Origin of the sequence: Bythopirellula goksoeyrii (assembly GCF_008065115.1) — a bacterium.
Taxonomy (GTDB): Bacteria; Planctomycetota; Planctomycetia; order Pirellulales; family Lacipirellulaceae; genus Bythopirellula; species Bythopirellula goksoeyrii.
In genome coordinates this window covers 538,186-563,009 of the sequence record NZ_CP042913.1, presented here as the reverse complement: position 1 = coordinate 563,009, position 24,824 = coordinate 538,186, and the positions used below count along the sequence as shown (strand labels likewise).

The window sequence follows — 24,824 nt, the reverse complement described above, 5'->3', positions numbered from 1 at the left end:
CGACTTTCAATTGTCAAATTGCATGCTGTAGAGTTTGGTTCCGCGAGATCGCACCACAACCTGCACAATCCGTCCCTCCAATTGAGACAAGTCCTTGCCAGTCGTGAGCCATTCGACTTCTGTGTCTATGAAGTCGCCGTTTATGTAGATACATTCGTCTAAGTCATATCCCTCAATCGGATCACCTTGCTCGTCAAGCAGTCCGACTTGGGCATAACCGGTGGCGTCAGTGTCGATATTTAATACGAGTCGGTTACCCTTGAAAACAAGTGGTCGGGTCGTGAATGTGCCACCGGTGTAGGGTGTGTCGGCGGAAACAAATCCATCGAATCGTTGCACAACACGGAAAGTGCCTTCTCGCGCAGATGGGTCTTTAGCAAAAGGCGAATGATATTGTTCACTCCCAATGTAGTACTGCCAGATTTCATCTCCTCGACGGACCATGCCATGCCCCATGTACGCCTTTTTAAGATCAAACCCAGCGTGCCTGCCGATTCCGACATAGGCAGGGCGGGGATACCTTAGCCAATGGATTCCATCGCGACTGACCGACAACTGTGTTTCCAAGGGTCCTGAGCCGCGATTCATCTTTTCCCGGCCGAGGGCTTGGCGTGAAGGTGGTTCTTCACCGTCGTAGTGAAAATACATCACGGGAAATGCCAAATAGGTGTCAGCGGCCCAGGAGTACTTAACGCATTTGGGGACATAGATATCCACGCCAACGGGGTCTATCGATTCAAGAGGTGCAAATACCGTAGGATATTCCACTCCAAATCCTGGTGGTGTGAGTGGTCCATTATCAGTGTAGTAGGGATTCTTCCAACCTAAACGTCGCGACTGACTCAGTTGAGTTTGTTCAGCAGGTGAAATAGGATTAAACGGCCAGGGACGCATCAGATCCGTCGTCTCGGTCATCACCGAGGTCCTCGCGGTTTTCCCGCTCTTGAACCGCAGCATATCGCTCCGGTGATAGCCTACGTAGCGCTGACGCTGATCGTCATAAAACACGATTGACTGTGAGGCTCCCCGGAACGGCAACGCGCTGGTTTCATTCCGTGTGAAGTGATAGCCATCCGGTGAGGAATAAACGTAGAATCCCCGCCCTCGATACCCACTGAAATACTTGATTCTCTCCTCGGGCGGTGCATTCGGATCAACAAAGATGGTGCCGAGTCCGACGGGATCTTCCAGAACCACATTCCGCGCGCCGAGATACTCGCGTCCCAGATCGGGGGCCGTGAAATTGACGCCATCGCTGGAAGTCCACACAGCGAGACTATCTTTTGGTCCACGTCCGTAGAGCCGCACCAGCCCATCGCCACACTCAATGTCCTCAAAGACAATCAGGTGGTTGGAAAGTCCACGACCTTCGATCACCATTTCTTCCAATCGCGGTGGATTGGCCCGGAACTCGACATGCTCGCGTTCCGCGATTAACACATCATCTAGAAACAGATACTTGCGACTCCCCAGTTCAATAGGTTGATTTTGGTGATCTGATTTAGCGAATAAGAGTGGTGGTCCTTCATTGAACTGAGGAGGGCTGTAGTCGTCCTTGTAGCGGGAAAAACTCCCCGGAGGAGTGAACTCCTTTTCGTAAACTTGATCGTCGGAAAAGCGAAGTTCATCAATTCGGCCCGGAAGTCGATGTTGCCACCCGCCATCGCGGCCGACGCTCATGTAATCGTCTTTGCCGATCGGGAGCGGCTCTAACGCGCATCGCTCAGGTAAGGACTGGAGAGCCCCATCGACATAGTGGCGAAGCTGACCATCTTTCTTGCTGTAAACAAAAGCCAGATGATGCCATTCTGTTCCATCGGCGTCCAACGCGTTGGAGTTAGAGGGGATGCGAAGTTCTATTTCACCCGGTTCGTTGACTAGTGAAAAGCTCTGGCCATCTTCATTGAGGCTGAGTTGAGTAATTGTCGGATTGGAGTTTCGCGGTCCTGTGCCAATCTCGAAGACAACACCTGATCGCTCGGGAGGACGTATCGGCAAATACCAAAACTCTACCGTCCAATCTCTCTCTCCCAGATTGAGGCCACTAGTTGTCGGGCTACCAAAGCCGACCTCTTGTCTGAGGTGCTGTTCTCCGCGAGTCATTAACGCCGCAAAGTTAGCGTTCAACCAAGACATCTTAGACCGTGGTTTCGACGCCGATTTCAAATCAGCATGAATGGGTTTGCCAGACTCTGTGCGAATAGTTTCTAGAGGATAGTTGACCGGTGGTCTTCCAACTGGTTCAAGGGCATTCCCAAATCTACCTTCCATTAATTGTCCGCCAGATCCGATCACGAGTGGGAAGTCCCCCGACGCAGCATCACCCAGTACACAACTCGGATACGTACCCACCTGCTCATCGAACAACCAGAGCGTTACCGTTTCTGCTTCACAGTATCTTAGGTATCCGGGAAAAAAAACCAGAACTGTTGAAACGAGTTGCCAGACCAAAGATATCTTCCCATTTGCGGTTCTCAAATGAAGCCTCCAAAACTGTTTGTTTTCCTAATGGGATTCATGAATCGCTAGGAGCACGTCAATTATCACTCGAACTATAGTCGATTATGTTGCGCAACAATGAAAGCTGCAACTCGCTATTGAGTCCGGAGATTACTTGCAGCCCCATCGAGACCATTGTTTCAGTAGGACTTGGCTATGCTGCTCGAAACGCCAACAGCAGATTACGTATTAGTCGAATTGCGCAGTATGGTTTCGTTCGTATCAAGGCAGCTTGAACCCGAGTTTCACTGCCCAAGAACTTGACTCCAAATCTTGCACCGGCTAGTTTGACATAGGGGCGTAACATCGCTTTTGTTCGCCTTCCCTAGCAATTTTGATCTTATCCTCTTTCAGTCTTTTTCTCTCTGCAAAGGGTTTTGCCATGCCTAAGACCACACGACGAAAGTTCCTTGCCACAGCGGCTGCCAGTGCAGCAGCGTCTACTCTCTATAGTACCGTCAGTTCTGCAGCCGTTGGGGCAAATGAACGCGTGCGGATTGGTGTGATCGGCTCAGGGAATCAAGGTAAAGCACATCACCTAGCACTGTCCACTTTGCCTGACGTGAAGATTGCATACGTTTGTGATATCGACGAGAAACGACTCTCAGAAGGGGTCGCGAGAACTGGAGCAAAGCCCGAGAGTGATTTACGCAGAGTTTTAGATGATCCCTCGATTGACGGCGTTACGATCGCCACCCCCGATCATTGGCATGTCCCAGCAGCGTTGCTAGCACTCGATGCGGGCAAACATGTCTATGTTGAGAAACCTTGTTCTTACAATTTCGCGGAAGGACAAATGTTGGTCAAGGCACTCGCTAAGTCGGATCGAGTGTTTGCCCATGGGACGCAAGCACGCTCTTGCAAAGGTATTCAACAGGCCATCGGAATGTTACGCGATGGAATTATCGGCGATGTGATAATCGCACGATGCTGGAACTGGCAGCGACGCAATGACATTGGTCACCAACAGCCCTCAGAGGTCCCCACAGGAGTCGACTACGACACCTGGGTCGGTCCTGCCGAGTGGCTACCATACCAGGCGAACCGATTCCATTACGATTGGCATTGGTGGTTTAACTTCGGTTCTGGCGGTATGGGAAATGACGGTGTCCACGAACTCGACTACGCGATGTGGGGACTAGGGGTCGAGAATCAACCATCGACCATCTCCTCAGTAGGTGGAATTTACTATTTCAAAGATGATCGCGAGTGGGCTGACACGATGCAGGTCTCGCTGGAATATCCTGGCGATCCAACGAAGTTATTGATTTATGAGCAACGGCTCTGGTCGACTTCTTACCCATTCAATGTCGATGCGGGTGCCGAGTATTTTGGAACAAAGGGGAAAATGTTCCTCAGCAAGCGAGGCAAATTTGAGGTCTTTGACGACGACAAGAATCGCATTGAAATAAAACTTGATGGCCCGGTGAAATCAGAAGTCGCTGATAATCAACGTAACTGGGTCGACTGCATCAAGACAGGCTCAATCCCGAACGCCTCGATTGACGTAGCCTTCCGCACCGCGGCAGCAATTCACCTAGGAAATATATCGACTCGATTAGGTCGTACAATCAAACTCGATCCCAAAACCGAGAAGATCGTTGACGACAAGCAGGCAACTGCGATGCTGTCGAGAAAATATCGAGATGGTGGACATTGGTCTGTACCGAAAACAGCTTGAACGAACCCATCACCTTGTGCCGAGGAGATGTTTTGAAAGGTGCCTCTCGATGCGAGTGAGTTGCATTCTTGGGGTTTTGTTACTTTCATTAGCCCGCATACAACTAGTCATGGGGGACGAAACACACCCAAACATATTGTTCATTGTGGCCGATGATCTTGGTTGGAGTGATGTAGGCTGGCACGGCGGTTTCAGCAAAACGCCTAACTTAGATCGGCTCGTCCGCGAGGGTGTCGAACTAGATCAACATTATGTGCAGCCCGTTTGTACTCCGACGCGGACCGCCTTGATGAGCGGCCGCTATCCGGGTCGATTCGGTCCTCATTCGTTGGCGCCGAGCAACTTAAGAGCGATGCCGCTTGATACGATCACCATGGCGAAGGCGCTCAAATCGCTCGGCTACCTTACTTGTCAGGTAGGCAAGTGGCACTTGGGATCGCGATCCGAGTGGGGCCCCAATCATTACGGTTTTGACCGCAGCTATGGCACATTGACTGGGGCAGCCGATCCGTGGACTCACAAATATCGGCATGGCCCTTACGAAGATACCTGGCATCGCGACGGTATACGGCTTGATGAAGAAGGAAATGCCACCGAGTTGATTGCCGCCGAAGCACTGCATTTCATCGAGGAACAGCCAAGCCCATGGTTCGTCTACGTCGCGTTCCATGCCGTGCATACTCCGGTCGATGCACCAGATGAGTACAAGCAATTGTACGATGGAGTCGTATTCCATGATGACCTTGAGAAACAAGACTCCCGATTGCGGCTCGCGGCAGAGACATCACAACTCGATGCGAAGGTGGGTGAGTTTGTAGCCGCATTGGAGCGGACCGGTCAGCGTGACAATACGCTAGTTGTCTTTACCAGCGATAACGGCGGTATTGAGTCTCTTGAGAACGCGTATGTCGGCGACGTAGGAGACTCACCACTGAATAGCGAAAACGATCCACTTCGCGGACAGAAGAACACGCTATACGATGGGGGAGTACGAGTGTGTGCATTTGCTAACTGGCCAGGTCAACTTGCGGCTCACAAGCATACAACACCTATGCATGTGGCAGACTGGTTTCCGACAATCGCACACCTCACTGGATATCATCCACCACGGGACCTCGCTTGGGACGGAGAGAACCAATGGCCCGCGCTTATCGGTTCTTGTGCTGAAATCAAACCTCGCGCCATCTACATTGCCATGCAGAAAGGACATTCGCTCCGACTCGGCGATTGGAAGCTCATCTTACCAGCGAGAGGCGAGCCTGAGTTATTCAATCTCGCTGATGATCCCTACGAGAAGCACAATATCGCTACAAAGGAGCCTGAGCGCGTGGAAGAAATGCAACTGCTAATCGAAGTGCAACATGCGAAAGACAACTTGGTGTTACCAAACGACTTGGTGGGCCTGCCAAAGTGAAGGATGCCAATCGCCTAGTTAGCCTCAAAACCCGAATCTAATGACAATGAAATACCAGCAACTCCAACTTGCCGCGATGGTGATTCTTGCGATCTTTGTGAGCCGAGTAAGTGGAGAAGAGACTATCACCTATGTCGGAGTGATTCGCGATTCCACGAACTTCAAGAAGTTAGGCATAGGCAAGGCCGGATATTGGTTTCCTCAGTTTGCTGCGGAGGATCCTGTCTCTGGCAGGCCAACGGGAGAAAATGCCCGCAATGCGCTGCCGGCTTGGGCGGGACCACTAAATCACGCGACTCAGATTTGGGACCTCGCTTTCTGGACTCGTACCTTTTCGCAGGATGGGCCTGGCCGTTCAAAAGGGGGACAAGCAGAGTGGAACGATTTCGTGCTTCCCAACGGCCAGCGAGGTCGCTCCGGCGCCATCGTCGATCCTTATGCCTACAAAAACACGAACAATTCGGTCAATCGAATCCAGCTTGGTGAGGGAACCCCGGATGTGTTCTTCTTGCACATCGTCACTGACAACACGAACGGGGAGCACAATCCGACGAATCGGCTGCGTGCGCGAGGTAATGCAAAAGATGTTGATTTGGAACCGATGAGTGTACCGCCTGACGACGCTTTGAAGTTTAACGGCGTAGCAGATGTCTATACGTTTCGCTATGAAGGTTTCCAATCGGGGGACTTTATTAAGATCCAACTCAATGGCGATAGTAAGCAAGGACCCAGTATCGGCGGGATACTGTTCGATACCAAATTTTTACCGCCGACCGAGGCGCTGTCAAAACCACCTGCGTACCAAGAATAGTTAAAAGCTGATTTGGTTGTGCTTGATCACGAGTGTATCAATCACATCACCGTCGATATTCACGATCTCGTAGGTAATCTTGGGATCGGTTTCTTTGGTGTCGAAGGTCACCATGCCGACGGAACAAAGTTTATTGTAACAAAACAGAGGCCCAGGCACACACTCGTGGGTATGTTCGTTCGTGAGTTTGGAACTCATCAGGTCGTAGAGTGGATAGCCATTTGACCGGTCAATCTTCCACGCTTCGCTACGATGGCGGTCGGCTGACAACAGGAGTACTCCGTTGATCTTGTTCGTTTCGATGCTGCGGAAGATTTCCTCGCGCTCTTTTGGAAAACCGTCCCATGTGTCGTGACTGCCGGGTTTTGCATTGGGTGCCCAGGGGACGGAGGACACGATGACTTTGAAAGTAGCCTTAGAGTTTTTGAGTTCCGAGAGTAGCCATGTTTTTTCGACGGCTCCTAGCATAGTCGGATCTTTGCCAAAGGGATTGGTGCGGAAATAGCGCGTCTCAAGAAAGAAGCAATCGATGTCTCCAAATGAGGCCTTGAACCAACACCCCGGAGATTCTTCATCGCCGTAGCCGGGGTTCACCCAATTCTCTTTGAAGATCTGGAGCATCGCAGGCTTCCAAGCCGGTCGGTCATGATATGGACCCAGCCAGACATCATCCATGGCAGCGTCGTGATCGTCCCAGATGGCATAGACGGGAGTGCTCGCAGTAAGCCGACGAAATTCAGGCTGCGACTGGCGACGATAATAAGTGTATTGATGCAGGCCGCGAGGTTCCTCGGGGAGATCGATATATACGTTATCGCCCAACAGAAACAAAGCATCGGGCTCCTGCGTGGAGATTGTGTCCCACATGCGTTCGTGTTCTGGCATAAAGCCTGCTCCCCCTCCGAAAGCGACTTTGAACAGGCCTGGAGTACCCGGTTTAGGAAATGTGTGGAACCGCGGGCGGTCACCTTTGAGGACAGACTTGTCGTCAATCAATATGTCGTATGCGTATTGAGTGTTAGGTTGGAGTCCCGTGACATCAATGGTCGCGGTAAAGTCCATTTGGGGATCGGCCAATGAGGTGCCAGTAGCAACGACGTTTGTTGTGGGCTTGCCCAGCGAGTCACAAGAAAAAACTTGCACTTTCACAGGTGTGACTCCTTCGGTACGCACCCAGATGCGAGCGGAATGATCCGTGACACAGCCCAGCATCGGGCCGTGGATCAAATCCGACACCCGGTTGCGCGCATATTCCTGAAATTCTTTCGATTGGGTAAGAGGTTCTAGCAGGTGCCGTGGTCCTGCCAAGAATCGCTCGATGGGGAGCCCCCCCTCAACTGCCTGTTTCATAGAGGCAAATGCCTGGTCTATTTTTCCTAACTGACTGTAGGCAATCGATTGGTTGAAGATGGATTCCAAGTCCTGAGGATCTTCGACAAGATACTCCGCAGCCCATTTCAGGGCCTTGTTCGGATTGCCGTTCAAAGTTTCCAGGAGCACCCGCTGTCCACGTCGCTTGTACTCGTCTTCGGCCTTCTCTTGGGAAAACTGACGTCGGCTCCATTCATTTTCACTGCCGTAGTAAGCGAGATCAGAACCGTCAACATATGCATCGCGTGGTGCAAATTGGCCGTATTTGCTTCCTTGAGCAACACAAACAAGCGAATCAACAATTGTTATTGTAGAGACGATTAGGATGACTGCTGAAAAGAACAGCGCCTTCTTCATGGCGTTTTCCTAAGGGAGTGAGAGGATTTCAAGAGATTCTTTAACTGCGAACGTGTGTCAGCCAGCTTGGGATCATCAGCTAGGTTTTTTAGTTCCCGAGGGTCGTTCTGGTGGTCGTATAATTCGATCCCCCGCTTGCCACCGTCCCATTCTGTATAGCGCCAGCGGTCAGTACGCACCGAGCGTCCTAGGTAATCCATATTCTTGGCGTGATCGGCTGCGGGATTCTCACTCCGGGAAACGACGGTAAAGGCTGCCGGTTTCGTAGGCTCTTCGGGATTATTCAGCACTTCGGTTAAGTTGATCCCATCGAGATTCTCGCGTTCTGACAATCCTGTCAATGCAACTAAGGTGGGATACAAGTCAATCAATTCGACCAGTTGTTCAGTACTCTGCCCCGCAGCCTTCATTCCGGGTGCATAGATAATCAAAGGTACTCGGTCAGATTCTTCAAAGAGCGACATCTTATGCCAAAATCCGCCGTGGTCACCGAGGTGATAGCCGTGATCGCTGAGGAATACGATCACCGTATTATCTGCGATTCCAAGACGGTCCACAGCATCGATTAAGACCCCTACCTGAGCATCGACGAAGGTATTGCAAGCATAATAGGCGGCAATCAGTTCGCGCTGTTCCTTTTCAGAGAGAGGTTTCTCTGGTGCTGGATAATTGATTGCCGCTTCAGGCAAGTTCTCATAGTAACCGTCTGGCACAGAAGGCGGCAGGTCGATCGTATCAGGAGGATACATGTCAAAATACTCTTTAGGAGCCGCAAAAGGAGCGTGGGGACGCCGAAAGCCGACACCAAGGAAAAATGGTTCCTCACGATTAACGGCATCCTCCATGATCTCAACTGCCTTGCGGGCGACGATACCGTCGGGAGTCTCCTCGTCAGGAGTCTTAAGTACGGACCAATCATTCGTGTGTTCCCCTGGGCCGTCGGGATCGGCTCCTGCAATAATCTCCTCTTCTGGAGGCCGTTTGCCAAACTCGCGAATCTCAACATCCCACGAGCGAGGATCTTCGAAGCCGTCATCGGTGTGATAGATCTTGCCGATCTGAGCAGTGAAATAGCCCTGCTTGCGAAAATACTCCGGTAGCATCACCCAGTCCCCCAAATGCGAGCGTGTCTCCTCCGTCAAAGTGTAGACCTGTGTCTTGTCTGGTCTGAGCCCACTTAGCATGGAAACGCGCGAGGGATTGCAAACTGTGACCTGACAGTAGGCACGATCGAATTGCATTCCCCGTTTGGCTAACTCATCAATATTCGGACTATGCACACGAGGATTCCCGTAGCAACCGAGGTCGTTGTTCATGTCGTCGGTGACAATGAACAGAACATTCGGGCGAGGCGGAACAGTTGCAAGCACTAACTGACATGCACCGAAGTTCAGCGATAAGAGGAATGGCATCAATACCCATAGCATTGGGAGACCGGCTTTGGTTCTGAACATGCTTGCTCTCGCTTATAGGAAAAGAATAGTAAATCAAAGAAAAAGATCGGACGAATGAGAATTCCTCGCAGTTATTCTGAGGAAATCACTTGACCATCGCCAATAGAAGTCATTAGTTGAAAAGTGATTATATCAATCGTATTCGCGATAGCCTTCACATGGCCGTCTAAGAATGCGAATTGACTTATGCCGCTGTGTTCGCTTCCGAATTTTGTTCGCGAATAGTCCTGTGGACCCTCAGCAATACCTTCCTTGCTGCTGCGCAGAATCGTGTGAGGGATATCTCCCGAGAAAAATGCGGTGTCACCTTGGCCGAGCTGCTGAATCCCACCCGGAGGGTTTTCTTGCTCAGGGGGAATGTGCCGCTCGCCTTCGGCGATGGTATTACTCAATCCATCCTGGACCTGTCGATCTCCTACTCTCGAAAAGGTAAAGATTGGTCCAGCGACGGTTTCGTCGATCGAGGGGAGAGGTTTTTGCTGGTTGTCGACACCATATTCTACTGTATCGCGTCCCGCATTAGCCGCGTAGTCGCCACCGGCTCCAACCCCTTTCGCAAGCAACGCGGGAACCGATCCATCCACAAAGTCGCGGTCTGCCGCTGGTGTTCGACGGCTGGGACAGGTATAGGTTTCCACTGGCGTGCGCATGGCCAACGAATTTTCGACGTCAAAAGGCGGCACATTCCGCTTCCAGGTCTGGTAGATATTGCCACCTTCCAAATAATGTAATAGTTGAAACGCCCAAGAAGTAGTAAATTCGTCCGTTCCAATTCGACCAGCAGGAAACTGCTTCTGGGTATCGTGATACATCTGTGTAGCAAGCGCAATTTGCTTAAGATTGTTGGTGCATTGATTGCGGCGGGCTGATTCTCGAGCCGCTTGAATCGCAGGTAGCAACAACGCAACCAGTACACCGATAATCGCAATTACAACCAAGAGTTCTACTAAGGTAAAACCAAACAGTCGACTGGATCTGCGATACATGATTGATACCTCGGGGATGATCGAAGCAAGTTTGGAAAACCCGCTAGGCTGGAACGGTAAGTATATCCTCTTCAGATAATGTGGCAACGATACTTCCAAATTGCGATTCAAACAGTTCAGAATAGCAGTTGATTCGCGAGAATTGCCAAGTGACCGTTTCTTGTTTTGCAAATCTAAACATGCTCCAACATTCTGGTTGAAATCATGCAATTGGACTACATTGATTTCTGGGGAGACTATTCTATTCATTACTTCTACTTGCTATTGAGAAAAACAATGTAGTCCAAATGGAGGTCGCTATGTCGGCAAATACTTTCACCGCACATTTGGAGCGGTGATGAAAAAAATCGTGAGATCTCTCCTGCTGGGGGCGATGATCATACCGCCCACCCAGCAACTCTTAGCAGACGAGTCGCCTTCCAATCAACTGCGGGTTGCGGGAATCGTCCTGAAGTGGATTCGTGGCGATCGCGAAGCCAACTATTCCCGCTTTGAACCATTAGTCCGTTCCGCAGCAGCCGACGGAGCGGATGTCGTCTGCACAACCGAATGTTTCTTGGACGGTTACTCGATCGAAGATAAAGAGATCCCGCTGGAAGAGTTTCAGTCGCTTGGTGAACTGATTCCTGGCGGAGAATACTATGAGAAACTGCGGAAGTTGGCAGATGAACTTGATATCCATTTGATTGCGGGCATTTTGGAGCGCGATGCAGATCTTATCTATAATTCTGCAATTGTGCTCAATCCTGAAGGTGAGTTGCTCGGAAAGTACCACAAACAAAAGCTAGATCACGAGTCGGTTCGTATTACCCAAGGCAAGGAGTCCTCCGTCATCGACACCCCTTTCGGAAAACTGGGAATTATGATCTGCGCCGACCGTCGCAATGAAGACATAGTAAAACAATTCTGTTCGCGGGGTGCAGACTTGTTGATCTGTCCTTCAGGAGGGATGTATGGACCCGAAAAGAATGACCACATTTTACAGCGACGGTCCCAGGAGAATGGTAAGTACATCATTTTCACCCATCCTGCTGAGTTCCTCGTTACGACTCCTGAGGGAGAGATTGCTCAGCGAGTGCTACTCGGCGACGAACTGAAGTTGAAGAAGCACGAGGTTGGAACAGCTGAGGATTCCAGTGGTGTGTTTTATTTCGATTTGCAGCGATCGGATGGCAACTGGCACGCAAGCACCGTATCAAAAGCCCTCAGTCAGCCGTTGCTCTCGAATGGTCAGTCAAAGGAAGAAGTTCGCTCATATGTTGCTGCCCGGATCCCTTCTCTCAAAATTCCAAATTCCCAGAAAGAGTGGCTCAAGGAAGCTGCCCGCCTGCGCGAGGAATTCCTCGACAAAGTTGTTTTTCAAGGTGAAGCTGTCGACTGGCGTGACGCGGAAACCAAAGTCGAGTGGTTCGACACAATCAACGAAGGCAACGGTTATCGAATCAAGAAGTTTCGCTATGAAGCCCTACCGGGGTTCTGGATTCCTGGCCTGCTTTATGAGCCAAAAACATTAACTGGTAACATGCCAGTCATGATCAATCCCAACGGTCACCATCGAGGTGGAAAGGCAATGCCTTACAAGCAGCGACGCTGCATTAACCTGGCGCGGCGCGGGATCTTGGCCTACAACCTGGAATTCATCGACATGGGCCAATTGCATGATGATGACAACAAACACAATCGGCTGGTGCAACTAGACCTCTGCGGCACAAGTGGCGTGGCACCGTTCGTTCTCGCCCTTACCCGAGGACTCGACGTGGCTCTTACCCATGAACATGCCGACCCTAAGCGTGTGGGCGTGGCTGGTTTATCGGGAGGTGGATGGCAATCGATTTGGCTTGCTGCACTCGACACGCGGATCACGCTTGCCAATCCGGTGGCAGGCTATTGCAGCATTCACGAACGAATCAGTGGTGACAACAATATTGGTGACGCGGAACAGATACCCTCTGACCTGTGTAGCATAGCCGACTACACACATCTCACTGCCATGGTCGCCCCTCGTCCGCTGTTGTTGACTTACAACGCCGAGGACGACTGTTGCTTTATTCCGTCTCTGATATTGGACCGATTGGAGACCGTGGGCGAAAATTTCTACAGTCTCTGCAGCGTCGCTGACAACTTTCAGATACATATCAATGAGGACCCCGGCACGCACAACTTCGATCAAGACAATCGCGAGTCGCTTTATCGGTTACTGCAGCAACATTGGTTGTGTAATGATGTAGAATTTGAACCAGTGGAACTGGCGATCGATGATGCGGAGATCAAAACAGAAGAAGAACTGGCGGTTCCGATGCCACCGAACAACATGACTTTGCATGATTTGGCTGAGCAAATCAGTCAGTCGCTTCCCAGGCAACTGGAAGAATCTTCCGCTGAAGAACAACGAAATAAGTTGAGGGAAATCATTCAACAACCTGAATACGATTTGGAGCCTGCGATTGTCGATCAAACAGAGTCAGATGACATAGCCATTTCTCGCTGGCGTATACAAAGTGGGGACGGGTGGACCTTGCCCGTCGTCGAGTTTTGGCCTGTTGGCAACTCGAATGGTACGCATATCCTAATCAGCGATTGGGGTAAGGATTCGATGATAAGCGACGTGGAGCGATTGCTTGCCGACGGAAAGCGAGTCATTGCAGTCGACCTCTTGGGATTTGGTGAAGCGGACCCTGGCAGCAGTCCCAAGTCCCACGATGACGTGTTACTATTTATGATCGCGACAGTTGGTGAACGTCCCTTGGGAATTCAAGCAGCACAGTTGGCTGCGGTTACTAGGTGGGCCAAAGATTCCTCGGATGGACAGGCTCCACAGATCGTTGCCGAGGGTCCGCGTAACAGCTTGATCGCACTCGTTGCCACTGCCGTGGAACCTGGGCTATCGAGTGGTCTCAGTCTCCGGCATTCAAGGAAATCATTGCGGGAGGTCATTGAGCAGAACCTCAAGATCGAGGATGCTCCCGAGCAATTCTGCTTTGGGCTACTAAAGCACTTCGACGTGCCGCAGCTCGTCGCCTTGGTAGGTAATGGTCTCGTTGAAATTGAAGACACAACAGGCAATGATAGATAGTGCAATGTTGAACGATCCTCGCGTGATGATTTAAAGAGGGCCTCTAATGGTCGGTGCCCAAATCTCGATGCTCTCCGGACTGGGTGTCGCGGCCCTAATTTTGGCGACTCTTTTTACAATTGCCATTCAACTCTCCACAAGTCGTCCCGTTGCGATTGGTAATTCGCTGGGCATTTTCTGTGGACTAATCGCCGGCACGATTTACAGCGCCTATCTCAATCAGCCTCACTTGTTGATGACAAGTCGGTCGTGGCCATTGATCGTTTCAATGGCGTTGGGAGGTATTGTTGGGCTCGTTTGCGCACTGAAGACTCAAGAGTTGTGGAGTGAGCCTTTGTCAAGCTTGCTGAGCTGGATTAAATTCCGAATTCCTCGGCGATTGTATTTCAGCCTAAGGACGATCTTCATTCTGACCACTCTGTGCGCGATTGGGTTAGGAATTGTAGCTCACCGCATGAGGACTCAGCGCAAGGTGCAGGAACTGCTTGACCGCAATCTCCACATCAGCTTTGATTACCAGCTAGATCCCACAGGAAACTACTTGCCTGAAATTCGGTCTCCAACGCCTAAATGGCTTCGGCAGATAGTAGGAGAGGACTACTTTCGCACAGTCAGGCATGTTACACATTCTGGCGATATCGATATCCGGGATGATGACATGAAGCACTTGGCAGCATTTCCTGAGTTGGTAATCCTTGACTTGCACAATAATCGAATTAGCGGAGTCGGGCTCCACAAGATTGCCCACTTACATAAACTAAAGAGACTCGATCTAAGAGACAACTGGGTTGATGATGCAGGGTTGCAAGCACTACAAGGTATGACCAACCTGCGGAGTCTCAATCTTTCAGAAAACAGATTTACTGATGACGGCCTAGAATACTTAGCACCCTTGATTCACCTTAAATCACTCGATTTGTCAGACAATCATCTCACCGGTGAGGGATTAAAACATCTACAAGGACTTTCAGAGCTTGAATATCTTGATCTTTCTGAGAATGACATCCAAGGGCCCGCGTTAGAATATCTCGGCGAATTGACAGAACTGCATCATCTAACACTTGGATTAAACCCACTGACTCAATTGGAAGGAAAGCAATTATCCTCCTTGAAGTATGTCAAATCACTCGACATGAATTGGACGCAGTTGGGCGATTCTCAGTTGAAGCACGTCGGCGACTTGACCTCATTGCAAATTCTGGGGCTTTCCGGAACCAATATAACCGACGAGGCGGTACCCTATTTGAGTAAGGCAACTGGTCTGCGACACCTTTCATTAGGTGGCACAAAAATCACTGATGTAGGTGCGGCACAACTCCAAACGGCGCTTCCAAAATGCCAAATCAGTCGTTAGCCTCTGACTGTAATCGGCTAGAAATGGTGTATAACAAGGCGAAACTGATATCATGCTAAATCTTCTCTATTTGTTGCTCGTCATCGCTCTGGTTGTCTTTTCCACGACTAAATTGAAGGTGCATCCCTTTCTTGCCCTTATCATGGCTGCAATTCTAATGGGGTTTCTCGGAGATTTGGAGTCCACAACTGTTCTCTCGAAGCTCAGTGAAGGATTTGGCAATACGCTCAAAAGTGTCGGCATTGTCATAGCTTGCGGAACTATCATCGGCACTTTCCTGGAACATTCGGGAGGAGCGAATACCATTGCTTCGAGTGTGATGAAGTTGGTGGGAGAGAAAAAGTCACCTTTGGCCATGAGCATTACTGGGTTTATCGTCTCCATTCCCGTTTTCTGTGACTCGGGCTTTGTCATCCTCTCGACAGTTAACAAGGCTTTGAGTCGGAGAACCGGCATTTCTCTAGCTGTTTTGGCCGTGGCCCTCTCAACAGGGTTGTATACAACCCATGTTTTCGTACCACCCACTCCGGGTCCTTTGGCCGCCGCGGGAACTTTGGGCGCGGATATCGGGCGTGTGTTGATACTAGGTCTAATTGTATCAATTCCTACGGCTGGAGCCGGTCTACTTTGGGCACTTCTGGTTGCTTCCAGATATTCCATCGTCCCGCTTAATGTGCATGAAGAGAATCCGAGCAAGAATGAAGGGAGTGCATTTAAATCTTTTACCCCACTTCTGGCTCCACTCTTGCTCATCACGTTGAAATCCCTTGCGGATTCTCCAGCTTACCCATTTGGCGAGGGGTCAATTAGGGATGTTTTGCAGTTTATTGGCGATCCCGTCGTTGCTCTTCTCACCGGAGTATTGCTGGTGATTGGATTCAACGGGCGAAATACTCCAGAAACTACATTGCGTTGGGTATCTGAAGGATTGAAGAATGCCGGTTCGATTATTCTTATCACGGGTGCCGGCGGGGCATTGGGTAATATTTTGCGAGCCACGGGCATTGCCGACGCTTTTGCCCAGGGCATGGCAGATTGGCATTTGGGGATTGCTCTACCTTTTCTCATTGCGGCCGTACTTAAATCGGCGCAAGGATCTTCGACTGTGGCTATCATTACCACCGCGGCAATAATGTTGCCACTGTTGGAGCCAATGAGACTTATTTCGCCGAATGCCAAAGCCCTAGTTGTTCTAGCGATCGGTGCTGGTTCGATGACCGTGTCTCATTTTAATGACAGCTATTTTTGGGTGGTTTCACAATTCTCAGATATGAATACTGATACTGCACTGAAGTGCCATACGGCCGCCACTTTGGCCCAGGGGCTCGCAGGAATTGTGACGATAGCGATTTTGAAAGCTGTCCTCATTTAGCGAAAGTGGCTTGAATAAGGAGATTCAAACGAATGTTACGAGCTATTCTAGTGTTACTTTTGGTGCTTGTGAGTTTTGCTCTTCTTTCGACGGCGTCGTCAAAATCTGCCGAACTCCCCATCTTCAACGGACAAACCCTAGAGGGTTGGACGTATAACCATGGCTCCCCCATCACTTCTGGATGGGAAGTCGTTGATGGTATGATTCATCTTGACCCGGATGAAAGTCATAGAGAGGGTCAACGGGTAGGCAATATAATTACAGTCCGTGAATTCGAGAATTTTGATTTATCGTTCGAATGGAAAATAGCCAAGGGTGGAAATAGTGGCTTGAAGTATCGTGTACGAGATTTTGATGGGGATACTCGCGGCTTCGAGTATCAAATCTGCGACGACTTGAATTATCCTAAGCTTCTAACTCCGCGCACCAGTGCAGGTTCGCTGTACGACCTCTACGAACCGAACAGCGAGAAGCAATTGTTACCAGTCGGTGAATTTAATAAGAGCCGAATTGTGGTCAAAGACAATCAGATCCAACATTGGCTTAATGGACGACTCATTGTGTCAGCTACTGTGGGTAGCGAGGATTGGAAAAAACGAGTCTCATTCAGCAAATTCGCAGACTTGCCGGAGTTTGGACACAATCTGAAAGGCAAAATCATGCTTACCGACCATGGGAGCGAAGTTTGGTATCGAAAGTTCGAATTAGTGGAGTTCTTGTCTGATACAAAAAAGCCGCAAGACGTGTCGCGCTAATTCGCCTTTTCTTCGCGCTCAGTAGAACTCACTTGTTCGAGATACTCGCCCGGTGTCATGTTCGTCATTCGTTTGAAGACGCGATAGAAATGTGTAATGTCACTGAATCCCGCCGAAACGGCAGCATACATGATTTGGCCAGTTTGACGCAGTCGTTCTTGCGCGTAGTTGATGCGGCGTTCGCTCAGGTATTGTACGACGGTCCTTCCGGTGCGTTGCTTGAACAAATCTGAATAGCGACGGCTCGAAATCCCGCACATCTCTGCCAAGTCTTTTACAGAGATTGTCGTGTGGAAAAAATGCTCGATGTAGTCGAGTGTCCCATCGATTGCTTGTTCGCGAGAGATGCTAGCCGTTTTGTCTAGAAGGTCGCCTCGCAAGAGGTGCACCAATAAATCAATTAGCCCTGCGTGCAAGATCGCTTCAGACTCAGGACCACCACGTGCTTGTTCAAGTAGCATACGCTTGAAAATGTCGCGTACTGCGCCGCGACGGTAACTGTGCAGCTCCACAATGGGATAAGGCAAGTCAAAGCGAGACTTTAGTTCGGGGAGTAGTATCTGCAGCGCCTTGTTTTCCTTGACGACGTTTGCAGAGAAAAATGCGAAGACCAGAGTCATGGGAGCAGTATGATTGTCAACAAATCGATGCTCATCCTCAGCAGGGATTAGCAGCAATTCATCTTTCCCGAGTGGCAATCGCGACGACCCAAATTCGAGGGAACCTCGACCAACCGGGATCCAGCAAATCTTGTGAAAAGGAAATCGCTTTAACTCCATGGAAAATGTCGTTGAATGATGACTTTCAAAAACTAGAATGCCACTTTGTGGAAGAGATGGATATGCGGGACTACTGCGCCGCATAACCGGTTCACGCCCTGAATGTTCGAGATTCATTCTAACTCTATTATTTTCGGTTCAATCTGTTCCGATGAACACGGGAAGAACGCTCAGAGCGCACCAACGAGATTCCGGATAAGTGAATAAGCAAACTGGGAAACCTTTGTATGCTCATGGTGAGAATTCTACCATGATTTACGTACCAATGGTAGCACGGCTTGAATGTTGTCAGTTTGGACGAAGAGTAAGTTTCCGAAAAAGCCAGCCTTGATTCGCAGTGTTTGGTTAAACTCAAGAGCTGGCTTGTTGGAGCAGAGGTTCCTGAAAGGTAGTCATGTATCTATGCACATTTACACATTGACCAGGCTTAAAGCCGTGGTTGCGTATACCTTGAAGTACTCCGTACTTTTTTATCTGGTGGCGCCTCCATCCGTCTCAGCAATGGCTGATACTACCGCCTTGTGGCTTTTTGACGAGCCTCTTGGTACATACCCAAGTAGTGTCCTCGATTCTTCGTCTGAGAATGATTATCCCCTGGTCCTTGGGTCAGGAGGTCAGCTCGTTGCTGGAGTTTCTGGCAATGCCCTATCCATCACAAACCAGCCAGCCATCGGCTTCCCTTCAGGCTCGAACCATTATGGCCTAAGACGCCCCTGGCAGGTTTTTTTTAGCGACAATGGCAAGATGTATTGGCACAACAGCCGATTTGCGGCTTTGATGACCGATGGCGAGAAACATCTACGGAAAGAAGTAGGCTTTGTAAGTCCAGTTGATTCTCGACTCAATCTGGGTGACTTTGACTGGACGGTCGAGTTTTGGTTTCGCTTGGAAGATGCTTCATCTGATGAGGGAGTTGTATTTGAACTTGGTTTGATCCCCAATGCCGAGAATCAAGGTACGACTAGCCTTTCGTTCTGTCCGAAGTACCAATGTTTTGTGTTTCGCAATGGACCTAGTGGAACGGAACTCTCCATTGCCTCAGACAAAACGGTATGGAATGGAAGAGATAAAACCTGGCACCACTGCACGTTTGTGTTCTCTGCCAAAGAAGATCAACTACGACACTATGTTGACGGCCAGTTGCAACCACTGCCAGATAAGCACGAGTTCAAGAGCCTACCCTCAAAGACGCCTTCGTATTTCTCTCTGGGTAGGAACAAAGATTGGCGTCATCCGCTTCCAGGAGCCATCGATGAACTACGTTTCTCAGTCGGCGAGATCTATCAAGACTCGTTTCAGCCCCCAGACAGCTTTGCCTTGGATCGACCAGGGGTAATCCTCCAATCGGGCCCACGTCTCTTGTTCGACAATACGAGGGCAACACTGGAACCAGTGCATCTGGGGAATCGAAAGCATCTGTTTATCGATGATGCCTTGCTCTTGAAAATTGACGGCGCGGACTTCGTCGTCAATCCACCTCAGCGTGCAGAGTTGGTTATCGGCGATATACGAGGAGCCTTTCGTAAGCATCTTACTGTGGTAGCAGATACCGAAGGGTTGATTCGGATCTACAATAGCTTAGAGAACGATCAACTTGCAGTGCGTGTCTCTCAGGATGGGATACATTTTACTGCTCCAGGCGATTCCGAAGCATTATCGAAAATTGTCATTCCTGAAATGGTTGGTGGCTTGGGAAACCCATTCATTGATGCCAATGGGCCAGATGAAGAACGCTGGAAATACTTGAGCGATTACCATCGGCGCGGGGTATATCTGTATACTTCTCCCGATGGCTACGATTGGAAGCGAAACAAGACCGCGACTTTGCCATTTCGCTCGGGGACTCAATCTTGCACATTCTACGACGATCAACGTCAATGCTACGTTTCCTATCACCGATCCGGAATTCACGAAACTCCAGCAGGGGATACAGAACGCAGTTCCGTTGTTACCGAACATCGTGATTTGGCGAAACCGGTGGAATTCACCCCTCTCTCTCAGAGCGACTATTGGCAGCGGCAGGCTGCGGAAGCAATTCGCGATCCTCTTCCCTGGTATTTGGACAATGGGCCGCTAACTCCCGGTGGATTTGGGCTAGAGTTTCCCCATGCATTTCGACCGATCTCAGTTGATCCACCAGGCACCGATATCTATGTCACCAAAGCCCAGAAATACCCTTGGGCACCGGACACCTATCTGGCATTTCCAATCGTATATTTTCACTACTGGCCTGATGGTCCTACTGCACGGCATGCGCTAGCCGATCCGCTGCGTGGCCGAGGGTCGGGTAGTGTAGAAACACAACTTGCGGTGAGTCGCAATGGGAAAGATTGGGAGCGTTTTCCGCGACCTGCCTACGTGGGAATCGGCGAACACGCCGGTCGTGATGTGGTCAATGCTTACATTGCTCACGGGATGGTGCGCCGCGGAGATGAAATTTGGCAATACTATTTTGGGGAAACCCAATACCACTCGGCTTACCGACATGATCCCACGGGACGCGGTGTGTATAGACTCGTGCAGAGATTGGATGGTTTCGTATCGCTCGATAGTCCTTATGATGATGAAGCGGTGGTTATTACAAGACCATTGACGTTCGAAGGAAATCGATTGACACTCAATATCGATACAGATGCCACTGGTTACGCGCAGATTGGTCTCCTTGATGAGCAAGGTGCTCCTATTTCAGGGTTTTCTGTTGACGAATGTGTTTATGTAAACGGAGACTTTATCGACACGGAGATTGCCTGGATTGAACAGGGAAGTGACCTTTCAGGATTTCAAGGCAAGACGATACAACTAGAAATCCGCATGCGAGGGAGTAAACTTTATGCTCTGCAATTTGTGGATCGCTGAAAACTTTAACCTCTGCACAGTGGTTTCTCTGATGAAGCAAACTAGGCGTGGGCTTGCGTGTGTCGGAATGCTTTGCTCCCTTAGTGGAGCAGAGCTTGGTGTGATGGCTGATGATAAAACTCCCGGTCCTCAAAACACTGCTGTGGCAAGCGAGGAGTTCTCTCGCTTTCGTTACGTATCACAAGCCACAGGATCTGACTCGAAAGGAGTCGGAACCAAGTCGAACCCTTGGAAAACCTTGCAGAAAGCCTTGACGGATACGCCGAAATCTTCCGCTGAAAGTCGCTCCGCGATTCTTGTTGCAGAAGGGTTCTATTCTGGAAGAGAAATCCAGATGCGGGAGCATGTTGAATTGTATGGAGGATTCGATCCAATCAGTTGGGATCGTGACATATCTCGCTACCCGTCGATTCTCTCCGGTGAAAATAGTAGGCGGATAATTCTAGGCGCTAATTACACCAGACTCGATGGCTTCGTGATTCGAGATGCCAGGGTGCGTGGTGATGGTGCCGCTTTGTATTGCAAGGGAACCTCTCCCACCGTTACCAACAACCGTTTTCAAAACAACCAGACATTAGCCCCTGAGGATTGGGCGCCAGGCAAGCTTCACGAAAAAGCACACGATGGAGGAGCAATTTGTGCATGCCAAGGTGCTGCCCCCACGATAGCGAACAATCTATTCGTAGAGAATCGCACTGAAATCGGTCGCGGTGCCGCCATTGCGCTTTATTCGAATTGTGAAGGAGTGATTCGTGAGAATGTTTTTTTGCATAACGAAACGGGCACCGCGGATGGACATCGAAGTAGCGATGGGGGGGCCGTTTCTGTTTTTGACTGGTCCAAGCCACGAATTGAGCAGAACCTCTTCATTGAGAATCAAGCCTTGGCCGTGAACGACGGTGGTGCCCTCTTTGTTGCCTTGTGGAGTTCTCCTGCGATCGTCGGGAACAGATTTGTCGGCAATAAATCAGCCGACGACGGCGGTGCCTTGTTTATCGGCGGACAGGAGCATCGCTATGACAGAGAATTCGATCCACTCCCCAATGCGAAGGATTATTTCGTGCTAGTCAAGAACAATCTGCTTTGCGGCAATTCCAACCCGAAACGCAACTCGGGGGGCATCCGCATGACGATGCAATCGCGTGCCGAACTTGTCAACAATATTTTGGCGGAGAAAGATCAACTCTACATTCAAGCCAGCGAGGTTGATCTCACCAACAACACATTCCTGGAGGATATGATTCTCATCGAATTCACATCCCAGCTTGCCCCGCGTTTGATAGTGAACAATATCATGTGGGGAAAGTTGGTTTATGATTGGGAAACGCCCATTACGTCGTCCAATGTCCGTGACGGATATCCAGGTCAGGGAAACTTCGATGCGAAGCCGAAGTTGGACCAGGAACAGAAACAGTTGGTCGTTACCAAGGCGAATTTCGATTCCGATCGGCATGTGACTACTTTGGAAATCGCTGAGTCCAACTGGGACAAGAATGAATTGTCAGGACGAATTGTCGAATCGGACAAGCGCTGGACGATTGTAAAATCTAACGATGCAAACCAACTTGTTCTCTGGGGCGACTTGTCCTACCTTGACCAAGTGAATCTGTTGCCGACTTATCGACTTCGACCACAATCTCCCTGTATCGATCGTGGCTCCGATCAACACGCCCCGCAAACCGACATTGACGGCGACCTGCGCCCGCTCGGACTAAGTGCAGACATAGGGGCCGATGAGTTCGTCCCGTGATAAAAAATGCCAGCCATTTTAACCTACGGAGTGAATTATGACTTTCAACTTATTCTCTCGTTTGCTCTCCTGTGGTTTGCTGCTGATGGCCAGCCAGCGACTTACCGCAGAGGACGCGGATGTCGCTTATCAACCCCAAAGAGTAAACAAATGTATTGAGCTTCTCGAGCAAGAGCAGCCAATCTATTACGATGATATCTATGGCGGCTTCGACGAAGGGAAAGAGGCCGCGCAAACTTGGGCCGACTATATTATCTACAATATGGAGCATCAGCCTCTCGATTTCGCCTTGCTGCGAGAATTCATGCGCGGGCTTGTCGAAGGGGGCCCGACTCCCAGCGGACATCGAACTCCAACTGTAATAGTTTCGCTGCCAATGTTGGGGCTCGATGAGGAAGCGGTCAAAGTGAATGGCTGGATGGTTCAGCAAGCACTGGCCCAGGGAGTCCATGGGGTGCATCTGGCGAGGGCGCGTGATCCCGAGGCGGTCAAGAGATTTGTCCAAGCGGCTCGCTATCCCCATCACCATCAAGGTAGAGATGTACTTGATGAGGGACTCCGTGGCTGGGGAAGTCAGAAGTTTGCGGCGTCAATTTGGGGTATCACTCCGGAAGAATATCTGAAGAGGGCCGACGTTTGGCCGCTCAATCCCGACGGGGAAATTATGCTCGGAGCCAAGCTCGAAGATCAAGAAGCGCTTGCAAACTGCGAAGCAACTGTTGCGGTACCAGGACTCGCATTCGCGGAACACGGACCGCGTGATCTAGGTTTGTCATTTGGTTATCTGGAGGGTCGTGCTGATCCTCCCGTGCCACCCGAAGTCGACGCGGCGGGCAAGCGAGTTTTGAGGGCTTGTAAGAAGAATGGGCTTTACTTTCTAGACAATGTGCTTCCGGATAATGTTGCCTCTAAGATTGATGCAGGTGTGATGATTGGGGCAGGTCGACGCGAAGATTCTGCCGAAGCAGGCCGAAAACATACTCAACGAATAATGCCGTGGTAAACCGATATTCTTGGTTTATGTTTGTGTCAGTATTGTCGCTCTGGATGTTATGCTCAGGCATCAACGTATTCTCGGACGAAGTGGAAGGTCCTCTTTGGCCAGCCCATATCATAGACAACTCTTCCGATGGTGCAGACGGTGTCAAGCTTGGAGACATAAACGGTGATAAACTCCCAGATATCGTCACTGGCTGGGAAGAAGGTGGAATTACGCGAGTTTGTTTCCATCCTGGTAAGGTAAATGTGCATAAACCATGGCCGGCTGTGACTGTGGGTCACACACTGAATGTGGAAGACGCGATCTCGGTGGATTTGGATGGAGACGGTGCGCTGGATGTTGTCAGTTGTTGTGAAGGAACAGAGCGATCTATCTTTGTGCATTGGGCGCCCCAAGACCTCCGCCAGCGGATAGATCCTCAAAAGTGGCAGCAAGCAGTGATCCCGGCCTCCGAGAATCAAATGCAATGGATGTTCGCTTGGGGAATGCAAGTTGATGGAAAACACGGTGTCGACCTCGTCGCGGGCGGCAAGAACAATAACGCCGAGGTCGGTTGGTTTGAGTCGCCTTCGACAGCGCGCAATTTAACCAAATTTCAGTGGCATACGATTTCTCCAGTGGGCTGGCTGATGTCGCTCTGGCAGCGAGATATGAACGGCGATGGTTACTCGGACCTAGTGATCTCTGATCGTTATGGTGAAATGCGCGGTTGTCGTTGGCTGGAGAATCCGGGTCCAGGTCCTGCTCAGGGACAACCGTGGCAGAACCATTTTATCGGAGGCCGTGACAGGGAAATATTGAGCATGTGTTTGGTCGATTTAGATCAGGATGGGCTGGAGGATGTTGTTTCAGCAGAGGTTGCGTCTCGAATTCTCTATCTACGGCGATTGGATGGCACGGGAGATCGCTGGGAACCTCGCGAGATCCATATTCGAGGCGACGTAGGACACAGTCGGGCGGTGGCCTGCGGCGATCTGAATAGCGATGGCCGCCTGGACATTGCACTTACCACCGCTGATTGCTCAGGCAAACATGCCGTCGTTTGGCTCGAATGTGAAGGCTCACCGCTTGAAGACCGTTGGCGGACGCACGCCATCAGCGGCACTGACGCGGGAGACAAATACGATCGCCTGGAACTGTTGGATCTGGATCTCGATGGCGATCTCGACCTTTTGACTTGCGAAGAACGTCAAGGTGGACATGGACTGGGTGTTTTGTGGTATGAGAATCCTTACAAGTCACCTCAAAAGAGATACTTTCCATGTCATTGCTTGCAGATTTTTCGCAGGATTGTTTGTAAGTAGAGTTGGTC

16 protein-coding genes are annotated in these 24,824 nt (G+C 50.3%); 11 read left to right on the top strand and 5 right to left on the bottom strand.

The window, feature by feature from the left end:
- Positions 1–6: 6 nt before the first annotated feature.
- Complete coding sequence (locus Pr1d_RS02205) at positions 7–2,478, bottom strand: LamG-like jellyroll fold domain-containing protein (protein WP_148071994.1); 2,472 nt, start codon at positions 2,476–2,478, stop codon at positions 7–9.
- Positions 2,479–2,881: 403 nt separating this feature from the next.
- Between Pr1d_RS02205 and Pr1d_RS02200 the strand changes: the two genes are divergently transcribed.
- The 3 genes from Pr1d_RS02200 to Pr1d_RS02190 all read left to right on the top strand — a co-directional run bounded on the left by Pr1d_RS02200 (position 2,882) and on the right by Pr1d_RS02190 (position 6,405).
- A complete protein-coding gene (locus Pr1d_RS02200) occupies positions 2,882–4,180 on the top strand; it encodes a Gfo/Idh/MocA family protein (RefSeq protein ID WP_148071993.1) in 1,299 nt (432 codons plus the stop codon).
- Positions 4,181–4,289: 109 nt separating this feature from the next.
- Positions 4,290–5,594 carry an arylsulfatase B gene (locus Pr1d_RS02195; protein WP_210417859.1) on the top strand — a complete coding sequence of 435 codons (1,305 nt, stop codon included), beginning with the start codon at positions 4,290–4,292 and terminating at the stop codon, positions 5,592–5,594.
- 46 nt (positions 5,595–5,640) lie between these two features.
- A complete protein-coding gene (locus Pr1d_RS02190) occupies positions 5,641–6,405 on the top strand; it encodes a hypothetical protein (RefSeq protein ID WP_148071991.1) in 765 nt (254 codons plus the stop codon).
- On the opposite strand, the gene Pr1d_RS02185 is transcribed toward Pr1d_RS02190, so the two are convergent.
- From Pr1d_RS02185 to Pr1d_RS02175, 3 genes are all read right to left on the bottom strand, one after another.
- Positions 6,406–8,133, bottom strand: a complete 1,728-nt coding sequence (locus Pr1d_RS02185; protein ID WP_148071990.1) for an alkaline phosphatase D family protein — start codon at positions 8,131–8,133, stop codon at positions 6,406–6,408.
- Positions 8,130–9,587, bottom strand: a complete 1,458-nt coding sequence (locus Pr1d_RS02180) for a sulfatase (RefSeq protein ID WP_148071989.1) — start codon at positions 9,585–9,587, stop codon at positions 8,130–8,132. The genes Pr1d_RS02185 and Pr1d_RS02180 overlap by 4 nt, the downstream gene beginning before the upstream one ends.
- Before the next feature lie 71 nt (positions 9,588–9,658).
- The gene (locus Pr1d_RS02175; RefSeq protein WP_168205012.1) at positions 9,659–10,573 is read right to left on the bottom strand and encodes a DUF1559 family PulG-like putative transporter; all 915 of its coding nucleotides are present in this window, start codon (positions 10,571–10,573) and stop codon (positions 9,659–9,661) included.
- A 349-nt stretch (positions 10,574–10,922) separates the two neighbouring features.
- On the opposite strand from Pr1d_RS02175, the gene Pr1d_RS02170 reads away from it, so the two are divergent.
- The 4 genes from Pr1d_RS02170 to Pr1d_RS02155 are packed head-to-tail and all read left to right on the top strand — an operon-like array spanning position 10,923 to position 17,127.
- Positions 10,923–13,646: a carbon-nitrogen hydrolase family protein gene (locus Pr1d_RS02170; RefSeq protein WP_168205011.1), complete on the top strand. Its 2,724-nt coding sequence runs from the start codon at positions 10,923–10,925 to the stop codon at positions 13,644–13,646.
- Between the two features lie 46 nt (positions 13,647–13,692).
- Entirely contained in the window at positions 13,693–15,000 is a 1,308-nt protein-coding gene (locus Pr1d_RS02165; RefSeq protein ID WP_148071986.1) for a leucine-rich repeat domain-containing protein, read from the top strand.
- A gap of 52 nt (positions 15,001–15,052) precedes the next feature.
- The gene (locus Pr1d_RS02160; protein WP_148071985.1) at positions 15,053–16,372 is read left to right on the top strand and encodes a GntP family permease; all 1,320 of its coding nucleotides are present in this window, start codon (positions 15,053–15,055) and stop codon (positions 16,370–16,372) included.
- A gap of 32 nt (positions 16,373–16,404) precedes the next feature.
- A complete protein-coding gene (locus tag Pr1d_RS02155) occupies positions 16,405–17,127 on the top strand; it encodes a 3-keto-disaccharide hydrolase (protein WP_148071984.1) in 723 nt (240 codons plus the stop codon).
- On the opposite strand, the gene Pr1d_RS02150 is transcribed toward Pr1d_RS02155, so the two are convergent.
- Positions 17,124–17,906 carry a helix-turn-helix transcriptional regulator gene (locus Pr1d_RS02150; protein WP_168205010.1) on the bottom strand — a complete coding sequence of 261 codons (783 nt, stop codon included), beginning with the start codon at positions 17,904–17,906 and terminating at the stop codon, positions 17,124–17,126. The genes Pr1d_RS02155 and Pr1d_RS02150 overlap by 4 nt on opposite strands.
- A gap of 402 nt (positions 17,907–18,308) precedes the next feature.
- On the opposite strand from Pr1d_RS02150, the gene Pr1d_RS02145 reads away from it, so the two are divergent.
- The 4 genes from Pr1d_RS02145 to Pr1d_RS02130 all read left to right on the top strand — a co-directional run bounded on the left by Pr1d_RS02145 (position 18,309) and on the right by Pr1d_RS02130 (position 24,816).
- Complete coding sequence (locus Pr1d_RS02145; protein ID WP_168205009.1) at positions 18,309–20,762, top strand: LamG domain-containing protein; 2,454 nt, start codon at positions 18,309–18,311, stop codon at positions 20,760–20,762.
- Positions 20,763–20,865: 103 nt separating this feature from the next.
- Positions 20,866–22,512 carry a right-handed parallel beta-helix repeat-containing protein gene (locus tag Pr1d_RS02140; RefSeq protein WP_168205008.1) on the top strand — a complete coding sequence of 549 codons (1,647 nt, stop codon included), beginning with the start codon at positions 20,866–20,868 and terminating at the stop codon, positions 22,510–22,512.
- 37 nt (positions 22,513–22,549) lie between these two features.
- The gene (locus Pr1d_RS02135; RefSeq protein WP_210417858.1) at positions 22,550–23,515 is read left to right on the top strand and encodes an aldolase/citrate lyase family protein; all 966 of its coding nucleotides are present in this window, start codon (positions 22,550–22,552) and stop codon (positions 23,513–23,515) included.
- Positions 23,509–24,816, top strand: coding sequence for an FG-GAP repeat domain-containing protein (locus Pr1d_RS02130; RefSeq protein WP_148071980.1), 1,308 nt, complete (start codon positions 23,509–23,511; stop codon positions 24,814–24,816). Before Pr1d_RS02135 ends, Pr1d_RS02130 begins: the two co-directional genes overlap by 7 nt.
- Positions 24,817–24,824: the final 8 nt, after the last annotated feature.

Excerpts from the sequence above, each read along its gene's own strand:
- Pr1d_RS02180 (WP_148071989.1), bottom strand. The coding sequence starts at position 9,587 with ATGTTCAGAACCAAAGCCGGTCTCCCAATGCTATGGGTATTGATGCCA.
- Pr1d_RS02190 (WP_148071991.1), top strand. The coding sequence starts at position 5,641 with ATGAAATACCAGCAACTCCAACTTGCCGCGATGGTGATTCTTGCGATC.
- Pr1d_RS02185 (WP_148071990.1), bottom strand. The coding sequence starts at position 8,133 with ATGAAGAAGGCGCTGTTCTTTTCAGCAGTCATCCTAATCGTCTCTACA.
- Pr1d_RS02145 (WP_168205009.1), top strand. The coding sequence starts at position 18,309 with ATGCACATTTACACATTGACCAGGCTTAAAGCCGTGGTTGCGTATACC.
- Pr1d_RS02150 (WP_168205010.1), bottom strand. The coding sequence starts at position 17,906 with ATGGAGTTAAAGCGATTTCCTTTTCACAAGATTTGCTGGATCCCGGTT.
- Pr1d_RS02135 (WP_210417858.1), top strand. The coding sequence starts at position 22,550 with ATGACTTTCAACTTATTCTCTCGTTTGCTCTCCTGTGGTTTGCTGCTG.
- Pr1d_RS02175 (WP_168205012.1), bottom strand. The coding sequence starts at position 10,573 with ATGTATCGCAGATCCAGTCGACTGTTTGGTTTTACCTTAGTAGAACTC.
- Pr1d_RS02165 (WP_148071986.1), top strand. The coding sequence starts at position 13,693 with ATGGTCGGTGCCCAAATCTCGATGCTCTCCGGACTGGGTGTCGCGGCC.
- Pr1d_RS02195 (WP_210417859.1), top strand. The coding sequence starts at position 4,290 with ATGGGGGACGAAACACACCCAAACATATTGTTCATTGTGGCCGATGAT.
- Pr1d_RS02155 (WP_148071984.1), top strand. The coding sequence starts at position 16,405 with ATGTTACGAGCTATTCTAGTGTTACTTTTGGTGCTTGTGAGTTTTGCT.
- Pr1d_RS02200 (WP_148071993.1), top strand. The coding sequence starts at position 2,882 with ATGCCTAAGACCACACGACGAAAGTTCCTTGCCACAGCGGCTGCCAGT.
- Pr1d_RS02160 (WP_148071985.1), top strand. The coding sequence starts at position 15,053 with ATGCTAAATCTTCTCTATTTGTTGCTCGTCATCGCTCTGGTTGTCTTT.
- Pr1d_RS02140 (WP_168205008.1), top strand. The coding sequence starts at position 20,866 with ATGGCTGATGATAAAACTCCCGGTCCTCAAAACACTGCTGTGGCAAGC.